General features: G+C 47.3%; 13 protein-coding genes. 7 read left to right on the top strand and 6 right to left on the bottom strand.

The window, feature by feature from the left end:
* Positions 1-268 precede the first annotated feature (268 nt).
* The 3 genes from BLS69_RS16490 to BLS69_RS16480 all read left to right on the top strand — a co-directional run bounded on the left by BLS69_RS16490 (position 269) and on the right by BLS69_RS16480 (position 3287).
* Positions 269-1666, top strand: a complete 1398-nt coding sequence (locus BLS69_RS16490; RefSeq protein ID WP_091033512.1) for an L-cystine transporter — start codon at positions 269-271, stop codon at positions 1664-1666.
* Between the two features lie 381 nt (positions 1667-2047).
* Positions 2048-2731, top strand: coding sequence for a queuosine precursor transporter (locus tag BLS69_RS16485; protein WP_091033509.1), 684 nt, complete (start codon positions 2048-2050; stop codon positions 2729-2731).
* A 202-nt stretch (positions 2732-2933) separates the two neighbouring features.
* Positions 2934-3287: a hypothetical protein gene (locus tag BLS69_RS16480; protein ID WP_091033506.1), complete on the top strand. Its 354-nt coding sequence runs from the start codon at positions 2934-2936 to the stop codon at positions 3285-3287.
* Positions 3288-3534: 247 nt separating this feature from the next.
* Here BLS69_RS16480 and BLS69_RS16475 read toward each other — a convergent pair whose 3' ends face one another.
* On the bottom strand, positions 3535-4623 hold the full coding sequence (locus tag BLS69_RS16475) for a M24 family metallopeptidase (protein WP_091033504.1): 1089 nt from the start codon (positions 4621-4623) through the stop codon (positions 3535-3537).
* A gap of 261 nt (positions 4624-4884) precedes the next feature.
* Between BLS69_RS16475 and BLS69_RS16470 the strand changes: the two genes are divergently transcribed.
* A complete protein-coding gene (locus tag BLS69_RS16470; RefSeq protein WP_091033501.1) occupies positions 4885-6096 on the top strand; it encodes a PQQ-dependent sugar dehydrogenase in 1212 nt (403 codons plus the stop codon).
* A 761-nt stretch (positions 6097-6857) separates the two neighbouring features.
* Here BLS69_RS16470 and BLS69_RS16465 read toward each other — a convergent pair.
* Both BLS69_RS16465 and BLS69_RS16460 read right to left on the bottom strand, forming a co-directional pair.
* Positions 6858-7616, bottom strand: a complete 759-nt coding sequence (locus BLS69_RS16465) for an MBL fold metallo-hydrolase (RefSeq protein WP_371129051.1) — start codon at positions 7614-7616, stop codon at positions 6858-6860.
* Between the two features lie 29 nt (positions 7617-7645).
* Entirely contained in the window at positions 7646-8188 is a 543-nt protein-coding gene (locus BLS69_RS16460; protein WP_091033496.1) for a hypothetical protein, read from the bottom strand.
* A gap of 104 nt (positions 8189-8292) precedes the next feature.
* Here BLS69_RS16460 and BLS69_RS16455 point away from each other — a divergent pair, with 104 nt between their 5' ends.
* On the top strand, positions 8293-9156 hold the full coding sequence (locus BLS69_RS16455) for an SDR family oxidoreductase (RefSeq protein ID WP_091033492.1): 864 nt from the start codon (positions 8293-8295) through the stop codon (positions 9154-9156).
* 12 nt (positions 9157-9168) lie between these two features.
* Here BLS69_RS16455 and thrS read toward each other — a convergent pair whose 3' ends face one another.
* The 3 genes from thrS to BLS69_RS16440 form a co-directional block, all read right to left on the bottom strand.
* The gene (thrS, locus tag BLS69_RS16450; protein WP_091033489.1) at positions 9169-11169 is read right to left on the bottom strand and encodes a threonine--tRNA ligase; all 2001 of its coding nucleotides are present in this window, start codon (positions 11167-11169) and stop codon (positions 9169-9171) included.
* A 472-nt stretch (positions 11170-11641) separates the two neighbouring features.
* Positions 11642-13402, bottom strand: a complete 1761-nt coding sequence (locus BLS69_RS16445) for a sensor histidine kinase (protein ID WP_091033486.1) — start codon at positions 13400-13402, stop codon at positions 11642-11644.
* Positions 13399-14160, bottom strand: a complete 762-nt coding sequence (locus BLS69_RS16440; RefSeq protein WP_091033483.1) for a response regulator transcription factor — start codon at positions 14158-14160, stop codon at positions 13399-13401. The genes BLS69_RS16445 and BLS69_RS16440 overlap by 4 nt, the downstream gene beginning before the upstream one ends.
* Positions 14161-14380: 220 nt before the next feature.
* On the opposite strand from BLS69_RS16440, the gene BLS69_RS16435 reads away from it, so the two are divergent.
* The gene (locus BLS69_RS16435; protein WP_176872739.1) at positions 14381-15481 is read left to right on the top strand and encodes a peptidoglycan DD-metalloendopeptidase family protein; all 1101 of its coding nucleotides are present in this window, start codon (positions 14381-14383) and stop codon (positions 15479-15481) included.
* A 107-nt stretch (positions 15482-15588) separates the two neighbouring features.
* Complete coding sequence (locus tag BLS69_RS16430) at positions 15589-16092, top strand: GNAT family N-acetyltransferase (protein ID WP_091033476.1); 504 nt, start codon at positions 15589-15591, stop codon at positions 16090-16092.
* The last annotated feature ends 61 nt before the right edge of the window (positions 16093-16153 follow it).

Below are 16153 nucleotides of genomic sequence, written 5' to 3'. Positions count from 1 at the left end.
ATTAAACGTTGAGAAAACTTGGGAATAAGCGGATATACCTATATTACAAAATTAACCGGAGGTTGAATAGAACAATTTTCACGATTTGGTGTATTTTTTTCAGAAATACATGAATCTGTTACATGCATATTACATAATATCAATTAATACCTACCAGAATAGTTTGTTATATGGTATATTGTAAAATGTCTTTGTTGGAAGTACAAAAGATAGAAGAGAAAACCGGATATGTTCCGGTTACACACATGCCTGAGGAGGATTTAAAGAAATGGATACTTTTCTAGTCATATTGAATGTAGTGGTTATGCTTGCCTTACTTGGCATCCTCTACTGGATGCAGAAAAAGCATATCTCCTTTACGAAACGCGTATTTGCGGGTCTGGGACTGGGGGTTGTTTACGGGGTTATTCTCCAATTGGTGTACACATCAGGTTCTGATGTAGTTACGAAATCAGTCGATTGGTTCAATCTGGTCGGTTCAGGATATGTTCGTTTGTTGCAAATGGTCGTGATCCCATTGATCATGGTGTCGATCATCTCGGCCATTATGAATCTGAAGGGCAAGCAAAATCTCGGCAAGATGAGTGTTTCCATTATTGCCATTCTGTTGATCACCACAGCCATTGCTGCCGGGGTCAGCATTGTGACCAGTCTGGGCTTCAACCTGACTTCCATTGAGATTCAAGGAGGAGACCGGGAGAATGCGCAGATTCAGAAGGTGGAGGAACGGCTTGTTGATGTGAAGGATCAGACCATCCCGCAGCAAGTGCTGGAATTCATTCCTTCGAATCCATTTGCAGATATGACAGGAGAACGTCGTACATCCACACTGGCGGTGGTTATCTTCTCCGCGTTTATCGGTGTAGCCGTACTTGGACTGGATCGCAAAAAACCACAGCAGGCGGAGACGTTCCGCGGTATGGTTAATGCGGTATATGCGGTGGTTATGCGAATTGTTACACTGGTGCTGAGGCTTACGCCTTACGGGATTTTAGCACTGATTACAAAGGTAACGGCGACAACCAATGCGGAAGAGATATTAAAGCTCATCAAATTCGTGATTGCGTCTTATATCGCGCTGGCGATCATGTTTATTATTCATCTGATCATTATCTCTCTGTCCGGCTTCAACCCGGTTACGTATTTGAAGAAGGTGTTGCCAACACTGGTATTTGCCTTTACGTCCCGTTCAAGTGCAGCGGCGATCCCGCTGAATGTGGAGACACAGACGAAGAAACTCGGTGTATCGGACGGCATTGCGAACCTGTCTGCAAGCTTTGGGGCTACGATTGGGCAAAACGGCTGCGCCGGGATCTATCCGGCCATGCTGGCGGTGATGATTGCTCCGACGGTCGGCATCGACCCGCTGAGCTGGGACTTCATTGTGACTTTGATCCTCGTAGTCATGATCAGTTCGTTTGGTGTGGCTGGCGTTGGCGGCGGGGCAACCTTCGCTTCCCTGATCGTATTGTCCACCATGAATCTGCCTGTGGCTCTGGTTGGACTGCTCATTTCCGTGGAGCCGCTGATCGACATGGGTCGTACAGCGCTTAACGTGAACGGGTCAATGACATCAGGACTCGTGACGAGCAGAATTTTGAAGGAAAACGATCGGGACACGTTTAACGATCAGAGCCGTGAGCTGGATTCTGCGGCTCAGGCTTAATACAGAATGGATTAGATAGAAGCTCACATTAAGATAGCTAGAGCCGTCTACAAATCAAGTGAGAAAAGCCGTCCTTCGGAGGAATCTGGAGGGCGTTTTTTTTTTTTTTTGCGGAAATCAAACTATGCTGTGCACGGTGTGTGAAGACGTCTTCTTTTTCGATACACGGTGTAAGGCAAGGAAGTACAAAAACAGTCGTATGGTCGAGAGTGACAGAGGAGAAATATAGCAGGGATCATATTCACTCAGGCAGACTTGGAGTTATTTAGTTCTGTTCATGGGACGAGAAATGTGATAGAGTATTCATGTTTTGGCCCTGAGCCAAACCGCGGTTCGTAACCATCCCGCGTAATCAAAACTAGGAAGGCAGTGTATGTATTTATGTTTAACTTAGGGTGGGGAGCAGTTTTTGTTCTCATAACTTATGGATTTTTCCTGCTGTGTTACCGCTTGTTCGGTAAAAAAGGTCTCTATGCCTGGATTGGTGTCGCTACGGTTATAGCCAACATTCAGGTGACCAAAACGATAGATATCATGGGTATCGTACTGACGTTAGGTAACACGATGTATGTCAGCATGTATCTGACCAGTGATCTGCTCAATGAGAAATATGGACCAGGTGAGGCACGCAAAGCCGTATGGTTCGGATTTTTCACGCTCATCATGACGACGGTTCTGATGCAGATGGTGTTGTTCTTTGACCCGGCACCAACGGACTTTGCACAGGAATCCATGGCGAAGCTGTTCGGTCTGCTGCCACGTCTGGCACTCGGAAGTCTGACGGCGTACTTCATCAGTCAGTTCCTGGATGTTCGATTATACTCCTGGCTGCGCAAGGTGGCCCCAGGGCGCAATCAGTTGTGGATACGCACCAACGGTAGTTCGATCATCAGTTCATTCGTGGATACACTGGTGTTCTGCACGATCGCATTTGCGTTCATCTATCCTTGGGATGTTTGGCTGGAAATCTTCCTGACTACGTATATTATCAAATTTGTATTAACTGCAGTCGGAACGCCGTTTCTGTATGCTGCACGCAGCTTTAAGTTTAAGGATGAAGCTTAGAGAATATTCAAAGAGTATCACTTAAAATTACCCTCTGCGCAGTCCATTGTAATTCGGACTCTGCAAGGGTTTTTTCATAGAAAAGACCCGAAACAAGAAAAATCCTTTTTACATTTTTATGAAAAAGTTATAATATAAACGACCTGTCGTTATGAGCGTGTATCATTAGCCAACGATGATTTCAACCAAAGGGGAATCGCACATGTACTCTACACTGCGTTATACACTGGAAAGCAATGGCACAACCTACGAGAATGATAACATTAATGCCTCATTATTGGTGGAGTTGATCTCCAATCTGGAATTGCATGAATACGTAGTACTTAAACCTTCGGAGCTGGTGGAGGGAAGTATGTATATGCAGGCTGCTGCGCTTGAGGAACCAGGGCAAATGGTGGCGGAGATTCGTTTGCAGGAAGGCGAGGACGGTTTCCGGCATTACAGCTGCAGCACAACAGATACAACTGGGATTATTCAATGGTTTCTGGATTACTGGGGGAAGCAACAGTTGCCACAGCTAGAGTCTTGGCAGGATATCACGCATGAGTTTGACTAATGGTAAATGAGTGAGCAGGAATAAGATTACGTAGAATGCAGACGGAGTAATTTAGGATATGCTTTGTATTAATTAAAATCCCGCAACCCATGATATTCATGGATTCGCGGGATTTTTGCGTTCGCGTGTGTATTTTATATTATTGAAGATACAGTTCAGCACAGTTGCGTGCAGTTTAGTTCATGATACATAATATCGGCTGAGCATTGGATGTATATGGGCTGTTTTTGACATAGATCCAATTGAATTAGTCGGTAAGGATTTGCAGTTCTTTTGGATATGTCGTCAGAACTTCCACACCAGTCTCGGTCACAATTACATCATCCTCGATGCGGACGCCGCCTGCTGCGGTATAGATGCCTGGTTCAATCGTGAATACGGTACCTTCATTCAGGATGTCCATATTCTCTCCATGGAGAGAAGGATACTCATGCACGTCAATACCCAATCCATGGCCTACTCTATGCATAAAACGTTCGCCGTATCCCGCTTCTTCCGTGACTTGGCGTGCTGCACGATCCACTTCGGCGCAGGTGATGCCTGGTTTCACGATTTGGATAGCAGCTTCGTTCGCTGCGAGCACAGTGTTATAGATGGTTTTGAGTTCAGGTGAGATGTCACCAAAGGCGAATGTACGTGTGATATCCGAGGAATATCCTCCAGCATACACACCCATGTCAAACATCAACAGGTCACCATGTTGCAGTTTCCGTTCACCCGGTGTACCGTGTGGCAGACCTGTTTTGGGTCCCGTGAGCACCATGGTATCAAAGGAAGGGCCATCAGCACCCAGCTTTTTCATCTGATACTCCACCTCGGCGACAAGTTCAATCTCGGTTACGCCTGTGCGAACATGAGAGAGGCCTTGACGCAGTGTTTCTTCGATCAGATAAATAGCATGGCGAATGCGGGCTACCTCATCAGGTGTTTTTTTCACACGTAATGTGCGAAGCAAAGGGCCGACATCTTCAAAGCTGGCAGCACCGAGAGCGGCGGTCAGTTGCTCATAACGTGAGACAGTCACATATTCTTTTTCGAGACCAATCCGGCCCAAGCGCCCCTGATAACGATCAAACAAAGCGTATGGATTATCTGTATCCGTGTGAGTGGCAATGTTGGATACCGAGGAAGCGGCTGCGGCAGCTTCAGCGTCCAGTGCGGGTACAATCAATAAGGGTTCTTCGCCACGTGCAAGAACCAGACCGAGGAAACGTTCATGCGGATTGCTTGCAAATCCAGTTAAATAGTAGATATGTTTTGGATCTGTGATCAGCATGGCGTCCAATCCTTGCCCGGACAGATCGGCTTCAAGACGAGATAAAGGGTTTTGATTCATAAGTGTAGTTGTCCACCTTTCCATTCATACTATCCTTCTATTATAAAAGATTATGATGGAATTCCAAACTGGGGTGATTTCATATCCTCGGAATCCCTTGAATTCTCGGTTTAAGCGGCTGTTATGAAGGGTAATACAGGGCGAAACCGCTTTACACATGAATAATAACACCACAACTATAGATAGCAATACGTTAACAATACGTTGAATCTTGGCTTAGTTATTTATACAAAAGAACAATATACGAAGGGAGATGTAATCATGAATAATCGAGTAAACGTTCCGCTGTATGCTTCATTATTAAGTGTGGCACTGTTAACAGCGTCATGTTCTTCAGGCGAACCCTTTACGGGAGGAACAGAGCAGTCGTCTCAGGGACAGGGAACCGGTCAGGGACAGACAGCCAACGGAGGCAATACCAGTGCAAGTGGAAATGAGAGTGGAGCGCAGGGAGAGACGGTTATTCCGTATCAGGCTTCCGTTCTGGTTGAAGGACTGAATGCACCATGGGAGATTGTGAGTGTGCCTGATGGTCGGATGTTTGTAACGGAGCGCCCTGGTGCAATTCGGGTCATTGAGGATGGAAAACTGGCCTCTGAACCACTGATTGAATTCTCAGCTCCGTTTAATGAAGAAGGTGAAGGAGGTCTGTTGGGTCTTGCAGCTGATCCGGACTTTGAGGAGAACGGTTACTTGTATGCATACCACTCCTATGTCGAAGGCGACAACATTGCCAATCGGGTGTTACGCCTCAAGGTGAATGATGGCAAAGCGGTCATAGACAAAGAACTACTTGGTAACATTCCAGGCGGGACAAATCATAATGGTGGGCGGATCAAGATTGGCCCGGACAAGTTGCTCTATATCACGACAGGTGAACGTTATGAACCGGAACTGTCACAGAACGAAGATAGTCTTGGAGGTAAAATATTGCGGATAGGTCTCGACGGATCGATCCCGGTAGACAACCCATGGCCGAATTCACCTGTATACAGTATGGGACACCGCAACGCACAGGGACTGGCATGGAACCCGGACAACGGTTATCTCTACTCCACTGAGCATGGTCAGAGTAATCATGATGAGATCAACCGGATTGTAGCTGGTGAGAATTATGGCTGGCCTGAGGTGGAGGGAGACAACGATGACAATGGCACATATCAGGCTCCGCTCGCACATAGTGGGAATGATACATGGGCGCCGTCCGGTGTAGCTTTTGTTGAAGAAGGACCATGGGCCGGATCGCTGATTGCTGCAAATCTGCGTGGAGAGCAGTTGCTGAAGGTTACTCTTTCGGAAGATGGCACACAGGTGGAAAAGGTGGAGCCCATCTTCGAAGATGAATGGGGTCGAATTCGCAATGTGAGTGCTGGCGAGGACGGAAAGTTGTATGTGCTTACGAACAATCGGGATGGACGAGGATCGCCACGAGATGGAGATGACAAGCTGATTGTACTTACTCCGGAAAGTTGAGTCGGGGTCAGGGGAGAGAAAATCAGTGTTGCAGGACAGAGTCGCACCGATTGGTCTCACCGTAAGGTAGCGAATGGAGTGAGTTTAAAACGAACGGTTGCCGCTTAACTTGAGCGAAAGCCCTGAAGTGTCCTGAATCTGAATCGCTCTAAATAAAATTTTCAAAAACGAACCTGACGCACCTTAAATAGAGGTTTGGTGACGATCGTAGAATTTCAAAGAACCTCAGCCGCACTATATCGCCAAAATTCACTAGAAACCTGCCGAAAAACCAATGAAATGAGTAACTAAGGTGTCTGGAGTTCGTTAGAAAAACTTGATACTCAAAATACTGCGTATAGGGTGTCTGAGATTCGTTACAAAACAACTATAGTGTTTAGACTGTGCCCAATTCATTATAGGTGGAACTCTTTGAAGAAAGTAGACACTTACGCTACGGATTTTCCGGTGAATTGTTTTGCCAAACGAGCAGGGGAAAGATACTGTGCACATGCCGTGGTGCAATATAAGATACTGCGTGCAAACTGTATGCATAGCATGCGCAATAGGAGCTACCATACGGTCAACACCAGTGCCACATGGTTAATTAATCAAAGGAGCTGTCCCCGTCAAATTCATGACTTATGGGACAGCTCCTTGATTGTAATATATGTGTCGCCCTAATCTTGAATGAGCTACTCCGCACAATGCCGCACGAAGAGAAACAGCGTTAATAGGATGCTTGTGTCATTCCCAAAATACTCACAGCTCCGCGTTCTTTACTACTCTGCGCTCTCCGCAAGTGTGGCAATGCGCTGAGCGGGATCATTCGTGTACTCTCCACCGTGATAACAGAGAGCCTTATTGAGCTTAAGGTTGGTCAGTTTCTTCAGGCTTCGCAGCGCTTCCGGCATGTCCGGTGTCGCGGGTGGCGCAGGGCCAACCAGTTCATCATCGACCACACGAAGTTCATCGGCAGCGAGCAGGAATTGCTGCTCTCCGAAATACAGGCAGATGTGGCCTGGCGTATGTCCCGGTGTATGAATGACCTGTGTACCTCCTTGAAGGGGTAATAAGTCTCCGTCCGACAGAGTTCTGCTGATGTTCACTTCAGGCAGCTGCAAGAGCAGTTGATCTGCCAGTGCCAAAACGGGCGCGGGCAACAGCGCACGACGTTCAGGCGTGAATTTGATCAAAGGTTTCTCACCTGTTAGATATGGAATCTCATCGGCATGTGCCCAGATTTCCAGATCGGGGATGGCATCCAGCAGAGCGCCCAGGTTACCGATATGATCAATGTCCTGATGGGTAATAATCACCCGTTTGACGTCCGAGAGCTGTACACCCTCATGTTCCAATGCGGATTGAAGTTCTGCAAATTGTCCAATCATGCCGGTATCCACCAAGGTAACGCCATCTAAATCACGAAGCATGACGGGGAATATGGGGCTGTTCCCGGAAGGTGTAGGAATCTGAAGATTTAGCACAGTAATTGAAGTTGTTGGATGGCTCATGGTGATCCGGACCGTAGTCCGGTACACCTCCTTTTCTTTTTTAGCGATGATTGTTGTTATTCAGGTCGATTGTATTTTAAATGTTTTCTATATTTTTTTACCGTATGGAGTAATGCTTCGAACGTTTCTTCTTCATTACTGCCGTCCTTAACGATGGAGACAAACGAGAAATTATCATGAACAAGTTTGTTCCTCGTCTGAAACACCAGGCTAAGGGCTTCAGCGAAGTGTTCCTTTTCGGATTCCAGAGCAATGAACTCTTTACTGAGTTCGGACTGAATAATCTCCATATTGGAGCGTGCACGGTAGGCAGGAGTTTTCATCAGCTGGGTCGAATTAAACTTTTTCTGATATACGTCTTTGTACAGTTGATGTAACATTTGTTCAATAATGGCGCATAGTTCGATGACCAGTGAAGCATATCTTCGGTTTTTGCGTTTTCGGGTGAGCTCACGTGTTTCTTCTTTGTCCAAAATACCGTATTTTTCATACAGCGTAGAATCAACGTTCTGCAAGATTTCCTGATATTCCTGTTCGAGTAGTGCGATTTCAAGTTTGGCTTGTTTTTTAACTTTTTTAAAATCTTCTTTGGTCAGCATACTTGTCCTCCCATGGAAACCGAGATGTGATCCTATCATTATCTCATATTGTCCGTCGTTGCGCCTCTAATTTCGGAACCTCAGGTTCAGAAGGGAAGTACCTCATGTCCAATCAGACAGCAATTGTAACAGGAGCTAACTCAGGTATGGGGTTGGCAACCACCATTGAACTTGCAAGACAAGGATATCACGTAATCATGGCGTGCCGCAGTGAGAAGCGCGGACAGGAGGCTCTTCAGGAAGCTGTGCGTCAGTCCGGCTCTTCTGCGATTGAATTGATGCTGTGTGACCTGGGTTCACTCGAAAGTATACGCCAGTTTGCCCGCACATTCCGCGAGCGTCATGATCGCCTTGACGTTCTGGTTAATAATGCGGGGGTGGTGATGGTCAAGCGGAAGGAAACCTCAGACGGGTTCGAACAAAGTATCGGTATTAACCATCTGGGGCATTTCCTGTTGACCTTACTTTTGATAGAACCTCTGAAAGCTGCGAAGCAGGGACGGGTTGTGAACGTTTCGTCAGGTGCTTACAAGGCCGGCAAAATCCACTTCGAAGATCCACATCTGCACAAAGGTTATAATCCGATCAAAAGCTACGCCCAATCCAAATTGGCTAACGTGTTGTTCACTCGTGCGCTGGCCCGCAAACTGTCAGGTACATCTGTCACGGTGAACTGTCTACACCCTGGTGCGGTGGGAACGAGCATTGGCGTAGATCGCAATACTGGATTTGGCACACGCATTATGGCGTTTGTGGGCAAGCTTCCATTCTTTTTGTCCCCTGAAGAAGGAGCGCGAACGGCTGTTTATCTGGCCACAAGCCCTGAAGTTGTCGGCATCACCGGGCGTTACTTCTATCAACAGAAAGAGCAGCAGCTGAAGAAACATGCCGTTGATGATGCTTCAGCTGAGCGTTTCTGGATATGGAGCGAAGAACAGGTGGGGCTAAAGCCTGACGAGAAGTTGTGATGCGGATGTGGTTCAGACTTTTGCCTTCACAGCTTGTTGGATCATTTCAATAACAGCTTCAATACGTTGGATGCCTTGATCTCCCTGACCGTATGCACGGACAGAGGCGGATGAGGCATTTTTCTCATTCTCTCCAAGTACGAGCGAATAAGGCACTTTTTCCATCTGGGCTTCACGGATTTTGTACCCGAGCTTTTCGCTACGTAGATCTGTTTCTACCCGAATGCCCGCAGCTCGGAGCTGGCTATGTACTTGGAGTGCGTAGTCTGCGTAATGATCTGATACAGGCAGCAGCTTCACTTGCACAGGTGCGAGCCAGAGTGGGAACGCTCCCGCATAGTGCTCAGTCAGGATGCCGATGAAACGATCAATGGAACCGTAGATGGCACGGTGAATCACGACCGGACGGTGTTTCAGGCTATCCTCGCCAATGTAAGTGAGGTCGAACTTCTCCGGCATTTGAAAATCAAGCTGGATTGTTCCGCACTGCCAGCTGCGCTTCAACGCATCGAGGATATGAAAGTCAATTTTCGGTCCATAAAAGGCACCGTCTCCTTCGTTAATGCGATACTCCACGCCCCGGCGATCTAGTACATTTTGCAATGCACGTTCCGCCTGATCCCACAGTTCTTCCGATCCCATGGAGTCTTCTGGACGAGTGGACAATTCAATCTTATATTCGAATCCAAAGATATCGTACATACGTCCAATCAGTGAGATTGCCTGATTGATCTCGTCCTCGATCTGCTCTGGCATGACGTAGAGATGGGCATCATCCTGGCAGAATGTCCGCACACGCATCATGCCGTTCAGGGCACCTGAGAATTCATGACGGTGAACCTGACCAAATTCCATCATGCGAATCGGTAATTCGCGATAGGAATGAAGTGTATTTTTGAAGATCAGCATATGCCCAGGACAGTTCATCGGTTTCAGTGCAAAAGTGGCATCGTCCACTTCCGAGAAATACATGTTGTCCTTGTAATGCTTCCAATGGCCGGATTGCTCCCACAGCCGGTTGTTCATCATGAGAGGAGTCCGAACTTCCTGATAACCTTCCTGTAATTGCAACTCACGCGAGAATTGCTCCAGTTCAGTGCGAACAGTCATGCCTTTAGGCAGATAGAAGGGCATGCCAGGAGCTTCTTCGGAGAACATGAACAGTTCGAGCTCTTTGCCAAGTTTACGATGATCCCGTTTCTTCGCTTCTTCGAGCAAGTGCAGATGTTCATCCAGCTGTGCTTTGTTCGGGAAAGCAGTGCCGTAGATGCGTTGCAGCATCTTATTATCCGAGTTCCCCCGCCAGTACGCGCCAGCTACATTCAACAGCTTGAACGCTTTGATTCGACCAGTGGATGGAAGATGGGGACCGCGACACAGATCGAAGAACTCTCCTTGATCATAGATTGAAAGTTCGGCGTCCTCTGGCAAATCCTGAATGAGTTCAAGCTTGTAGGGGTCCTGGATCTCTCCGAAGATACGGAGGGCTTCTTCCCGGCTAACGACCCGGCGACTGATCTTATGATTCTCCTGAATGATTCTGTTCATTTCCCGCTCGATGGCAGCCAGATCACTGATGGACAAGGCATGCTCCAGATCAACATCGTAATAGAATCCATCTTCAATGACTGGGCCGATACCCAGTTTCACTTGTTCTGCACCGTAGATGCGTTTGAGCGCCTGTGCCAGCACATGTGCTGCGCTGTGACGATAACGATACAGACCTTCCGCGCTGTCCAAAGTAACAATAACGAGTTCGCAATCTTGCTTGAGCACCCAATCGAGATCGACATTTTGACCATCTACAATACCGCCAATGGCCTGTTTTCCCAGGCTTGTGCTGATAGATGAGGCAACCGCACCTACAGTGATGCCTGCTTCGTAAGAACGTACCATGCCACCTTGCAGACGGACCTCAATGGATTGACTGGATGGTTGTAGATCATTTGCTTGGCTGTTTATTTCGTTACCTGAATTGTTGCTTGCTGAGTTACTTTTTTCTTGTTTGCTCATGTGAACCACTCTCCATTTCTTAAAATGAAAGCGCAAAAAACACCCGTCCCGGAAAAGGGACGAGTGCGCTTGGCTCGTGGTTCCACCCTAATTTTGGTTATGGTGCACCCTGCTCTCGGCCAGCCGCCGGAACAGAAAACATCATAACCCTCATTGGAATCCGTTATCGGGGATCAGGCGGTGAACTCTACTGGCAACAAGCCGAACATCCTAGAGAGGTTCGAAATGATGAGGTTCGAGGTCACGGCTGCAGAGGGGTAATTCCGGTCCGTTCGCTGAAGAAGGTTTCACCAATCCCCTCTCTCTCTGGGCAGCACGCAAACGAAATCATGTCTCTGGTCATCGCCAAATATGTTAGATCAACTCATTGAAGTTATCCTGAAATGTGTTGCATTCAATATCAATATATTGGAACAGGTGTTATTGAGTGTCGATTATATAGACTGAAAATGGAAAGGTCAAGCGGAACATTTTAATTGGTTTTGGACGGCCCATCCCATATTAAGCAAATGATCGTTCCTTCACCAGGGGTGGACTGTACCTCAATACGACCATTCATGGCTTCGATCAAACCTTTGGTTACCGCCATGCCCAGCCCTGATCCAACATCCGATGTACCTGTATCTGTACCGCGATAGTATCGTTCAAATAACTTCCATACCGTCTCGGGGTCCATACCTCTTCCATTATCGGCAAACTGAATGCTGAATTCATCTGCCTGCGTACCAGAATGCACACTGACAACCAGGATGGACTCGGGCGGATTATGCAGAAGGGCATTGGCGGTCAGATTATCCACAATTCGTTCAAACGACGGAATATGGACAAGGCCATACACTGGCACTTCAGAAGGTTGGAATAGGATGCGACCTTCCCCGTATGCCGGATTCCGTTCAGCGCGCTGGATCAGATCACGGAGCAACGTATTTACGTCAGTCTCTTCCACCACAGGTTGATATCCTCCACTGCGTAATCGATAGGTCATGGCAAGGTCGTTGACAAGCCTGTCCATATACATGGACTTATCAAGCATTATGCCTGCGAATTCCCTGACTTCTTCCGCCGTCCAGCTATACTTATCTGCCTCAAGCATATGAGCATATCCCTGAATGGAGGAGAGGGGGGTCTTCAGGTCATGTGTTATGCCAGCAATCCACTCCTCCCGCAGAGAATCGGTCTGTTTCCGAAGTTCTTCATCTTGCTTCAAAGTGTGAGACAAGGCCTGCATGGAGCGAAGCACTTCAGCATACACGTTGTATTTTCGCTTCCACTTTCCGTTACGACGCTGACTGCGAGGCACTCCAAAGGCTCCGGTAGGTTCCTCGTAATGTCCTCGTTCCAGACGCTGTAACCATTGGAGCATATGCAGCATGGGTGAGCCAAATCGGTTGGCATACCAGAAGGCAAGCAAAATGAGCAAAATGATGATGGACACAATCAATACAACCAATGCCGGTTCCAGAATAAAACTGTAGGGGTTTTGGTTTCCGGTCGCCAATGGATCACCAGGTATGCTAATCAGCCAGGTAGTTTCATTCTGTTCGTCGTACCACGTGGCAACAGACATACCTGATCGACTCGGATAGCGAACTTGCAGAACGAGTTCCTGAATGGTGTATTCGCTAGGTACGCCCATGGCCGGTTTGTTATAGGAGGAGAGTTCGCTTCCTGACGCGTCCAATACTTGAAGATAAGCATTGGCGGCACGGAGGGCCTCCTGTTGGTCGGGCTGAAGATCAAGCTTCCCGTTGGTGAAAGCAAGGTCTGAACGAATCTTATTCATTAAGGACTTGGCCGGGTTACTCTCACCATATAACAAGGTGAATTCCTTCCCGTTTTTCTCCCGGATCAGCATGACAATCTGATAAGGGAACGGCTTCTGGCTTTCCCAGTATGCAATCAATTCCCCCGGTTTATAGTGAGTAGGAACATCGGCAGGTGTGTGATATTCATCAATGGCGTAACCTTGTTCATCCAGAACCTGGAGCCAGCCTTGATTTTTATCCACTTGCTTCAGCAATTCGGGGTCATATTGGATCGTATTATCTGGCAGAATCTCTGCTGTATTAATCAATTGGTCCAGACCATTAACAGCAAAATCATCCACCAGATTCACTTCATTTACCTTTTGCACAACCCAGTAGGTGGCTACAGACCCAAGCAGGATGATCAGAACGACTGCACCGGCAAGCATCCCGATAAACCGGGTCATTAACCTGCGACGAATACTCATGGGCGTGACACATGTTCCGGCTGAATCAGTTTGTAACCCAGACCCCGGACGTTGACGAGAAACACCGGATTGGAAGGATCGGCTTCAATGCGCTCCCGAATGCGGTGAATATGAACCATCACGGTATTGTCATCACTAATGGATTCAGAGCCCCAGACCCGTTCATATAGATCTGATTTGGTGAAGATTCGATTGGGATGCTTGCAGAAAAAGAGCAGTAGTTGAAACACAAGTGCCGGACAGGATACGGATTCTCCTTCAACCCGAAGCTCACCAGCCCATTCCAGCACCTGGAATCGTCCAAAGTCGTACACGCCTTCCGGCATGCTGGGAGATGACGTATTTACGTTGGATGGGATGGGTTCCGAGATCGCTGCGGTTTTAGAAGGTAAATAACGCTTAAGCAATGATTTAATTCGAGCAACGACTTCCAGAGGATTAAAGGGTTTGACCACATAATCGTCGCCACCAACGGCGAATCCGGTTAATTTGTCATAATCGGTTGTTTTGGCCGTCAGAAACAGGATAGGCGCATCGGTAACCTGCCGTAGAAAAGGACAGATTTCCAGTCCGCTTTTGCCAGGAAGCATGATGTCGAGCACGATGCAATGATAGGTCTTGTTGTTGCATGCCTCAATGGCAGCTTCGCCTGTTGTAACGGTATCAATATCGAGAAACTGCTCTTTGAGCAGAACGGTTTTGAGCATATGCAGAATGGCCTGTTCATCATCCACAAGCAGTAATGAGACGTTATCCATAGTTTAAAAATGACCTCCTGATCCTTCCGGTGTGTGTATTGCTAATCATACCATCCAAGAAGGCTGTATAGCGTATGAGCTATCTTAACGGAATCTTAATTATACAGCCTCAAAAGGTGTTGCAAGTTTAACTACATGTAAGATGGGGTTAGACGAAGGATAAGACTCATTCTGTACACTTAACTGGAAAGTATAACGATTAACAGAAGGGATGTTGAGAATGAACAGAGAAGGTCATCTGAAATCAGAACATCATACACATTCAAAATTACAGCATAGAAAGGGCTGGAAGGTGCTTGCGATTACCCTTGGAGCTTGCGTGATATTGTCTGCTTGCGGCAACAGCAATTCCATTACTTCCGACCAGGCAGAGCAGCAGTCAGCCGAACAGGCATCCAATAATGAAACGAGCGGGAACTCGAATCAGGAGCAGAACTCAAGTTCAGAGGTGAGCGCGATGGTTACACCGGACAATTTCATAGATACGTTGATGAACGGTTCAAAGGATGCAATCTATAATCAGTTCTCTCCCGAGTTTAAGGGGACGTTAACGCTTGAACAGTTCAAAACGACCGCTGATCCTTTTCTGGAGGGTGTTGAATCGTGGGAGCAAGTGGTAGACGCCAAAATGAATCAATTAACCGAGGTTGCCTGGAAGGATCAGACTGGGACCAAAGGGATTCGAGCCTATTTTTCCGAAGAAAATCAAATTGAAGGCCTCTTGATCCAACCGCTGCAAGCTTATGAGGACACGGATGCCAAATTCACCAAAACGGAATTTCAATTGCCGATGAAGGGGGAATGGTACGTATTCTGGGGAGGCAATGATGCCTTGTCAAACTATCATTATGAGCACGAAACGCAGCGTTATGCACTGGATATCGTACGGACCAAAGAACAATCCAGTTATCAAGGTGATGCAACGGCAAACGAAAACTATTATGCTTTTGGTGAACCACTCTATGCAGCTGCCGATGGAACCGTTGTCGATATCAAGAACGATATACCGGACAATGTACCGGGTGTGATGAATCCAGAAGAGCCGGCGGGTAACTATGTGGTGATCGACCATGGCAACAGTGAATACAGCATCACGGGACACATCAAGGAAGGCAGTGTTTCGGTCAAAAAAGGAGATAAGCTCAAGCAGGGAGACCCTATCGGTGAGCTTGGTAATTCGGGTAACTCCAGTGAAGCTCATCTGCATTTCCAGGTATCGGATGGCCCGGATCTGTTCACATCTCGCTCAATTAACATTCGTTGGGCAGACCAGAGTCAGCAGTTAACTCGTGGGAACACAATACAGGGACTGGCGGAGTAATGATGGAGTAATTCTCTGTCAGAATGTTAGGGATGACGAAGGCTTCTATTTTCCATTATAATATCCTCTATGATAATAGAACGATCTGGAATGATGGAGGAATAGCGATGAAACTGGAAGATGTGCAGATTGAATATGCGCGCCTGGAGGACTTGCCGAGGATTGTAGAAATTTATAATTCTACCATTGAGGGCCGTATGGCAACAGCGGATTTGGAGCCGGTGACGGTGGGGCAACGTTTGCCTTGGTTTGAGGAACATACACCGGAACATCGTCCGCTTTGGGTGATGAAGCAGGCAGGACAGGTGGTCGCTTGGGCGAGTCTCAGTTCATTCTATGGACGTCCTGCGTATAATGGAACGGTGGAAGTCAGTGTATACGTGGATCAGCAATGCCGTGGAATTGGGGCTGGTGGATGTTTGCTCGAAACGGTATTTGCAGCATGTCCTGCACTTGGGATTACGACCATTCTCGGATTTGTTTTCGGACATAACGAACCGAGTCTGGGGTTATTGCGCAAGCATGGTTTTGAACAGTGGGGTTATTATCCCGAAGTGGCCGTGTTGGATGGTGTGAATAGAGATCTGGCGATTTTGGGCAAAAAAATATAAGTGTCGTTCTTGTTCGTGAGATAAGAACATTGAAAACCTCCAACCTAAATGATAGGATTGG

The organism is Paenibacillus sp. CF095 (genome assembly GCF_900101225.1).
GTDB lineage: Bacteria > Bacillota > Bacilli > Paenibacillales > Paenibacillaceae > Paenibacillus.
This window is presented reverse-complemented; position numbering and strand designations above follow the sequence as displayed.

Bases quoted from the DNA above. Each gene is read 5' to 3' on its own strand.
- BLS69_RS16440 (WP_091033483.1), bottom strand. From the start codon at position 14,160: ATGGATAACGTCTCATTACTGCTTGTGGATGATGAACAGGCCATTCTG.
- BLS69_RS16460 (WP_091033496.1), bottom strand. From the start codon at position 8,188: ATGCTGACCAAAGAAGATTTTAAAAAAGTTAAAAAACAAGCCAAACTT.
- BLS69_RS16430 (WP_091033476.1), top strand. From the start codon at position 15,589: ATGAAACTGGAAGATGTGCAGATTGAATATGCGCGCCTGGAGGACTTG.
- BLS69_RS16445 (WP_091033486.1), bottom strand. From the start codon at position 13,402: ATGAGTATTCGTCGCAGGTTAATGACCCGGTTTATCGGGATGCTTGCC.
- thrS (WP_091033489.1), bottom strand. From the start codon at position 11,169: ATGAGCAAACAAGAAAAAAGTAACTCAGCAAGCAACAATTCAGGTAAC.
- BLS69_RS16480 (WP_091033506.1), top strand. From the start codon at position 2,934: ATGTACTCTACACTGCGTTATACACTGGAAAGCAATGGCACAACCTAC.
- BLS69_RS16490 (WP_091033512.1), top strand. From the start codon at position 269: ATGGATACTTTTCTAGTCATATTGAATGTAGTGGTTATGCTTGCCTTA.
- BLS69_RS16455 (WP_091033492.1), top strand. From the start codon at position 8,293: ATGTCCAATCAGACAGCAATTGTAACAGGAGCTAACTCAGGTATGGGG.
- BLS69_RS16435 (WP_176872739.1), top strand. From the start codon at position 14,381: ATGAACAGAGAAGGTCATCTGAAATCAGAACATCATACACATTCAAAA.
- BLS69_RS16470 (WP_091033501.1), top strand. From the start codon at position 4,885: ATGAATAATCGAGTAAACGTTCCGCTGTATGCTTCATTATTAAGTGTG.
- BLS69_RS16475 (WP_091033504.1), bottom strand. From the start codon at position 4,623: ATGAATCAAAACCCTTTATCTCGTCTTGAAGCCGATCTGTCCGGGCAA.
- BLS69_RS16485 (WP_091033509.1), top strand. From the start codon at position 2,048: ATGTTTAACTTAGGGTGGGGAGCAGTTTTTGTTCTCATAACTTATGGA.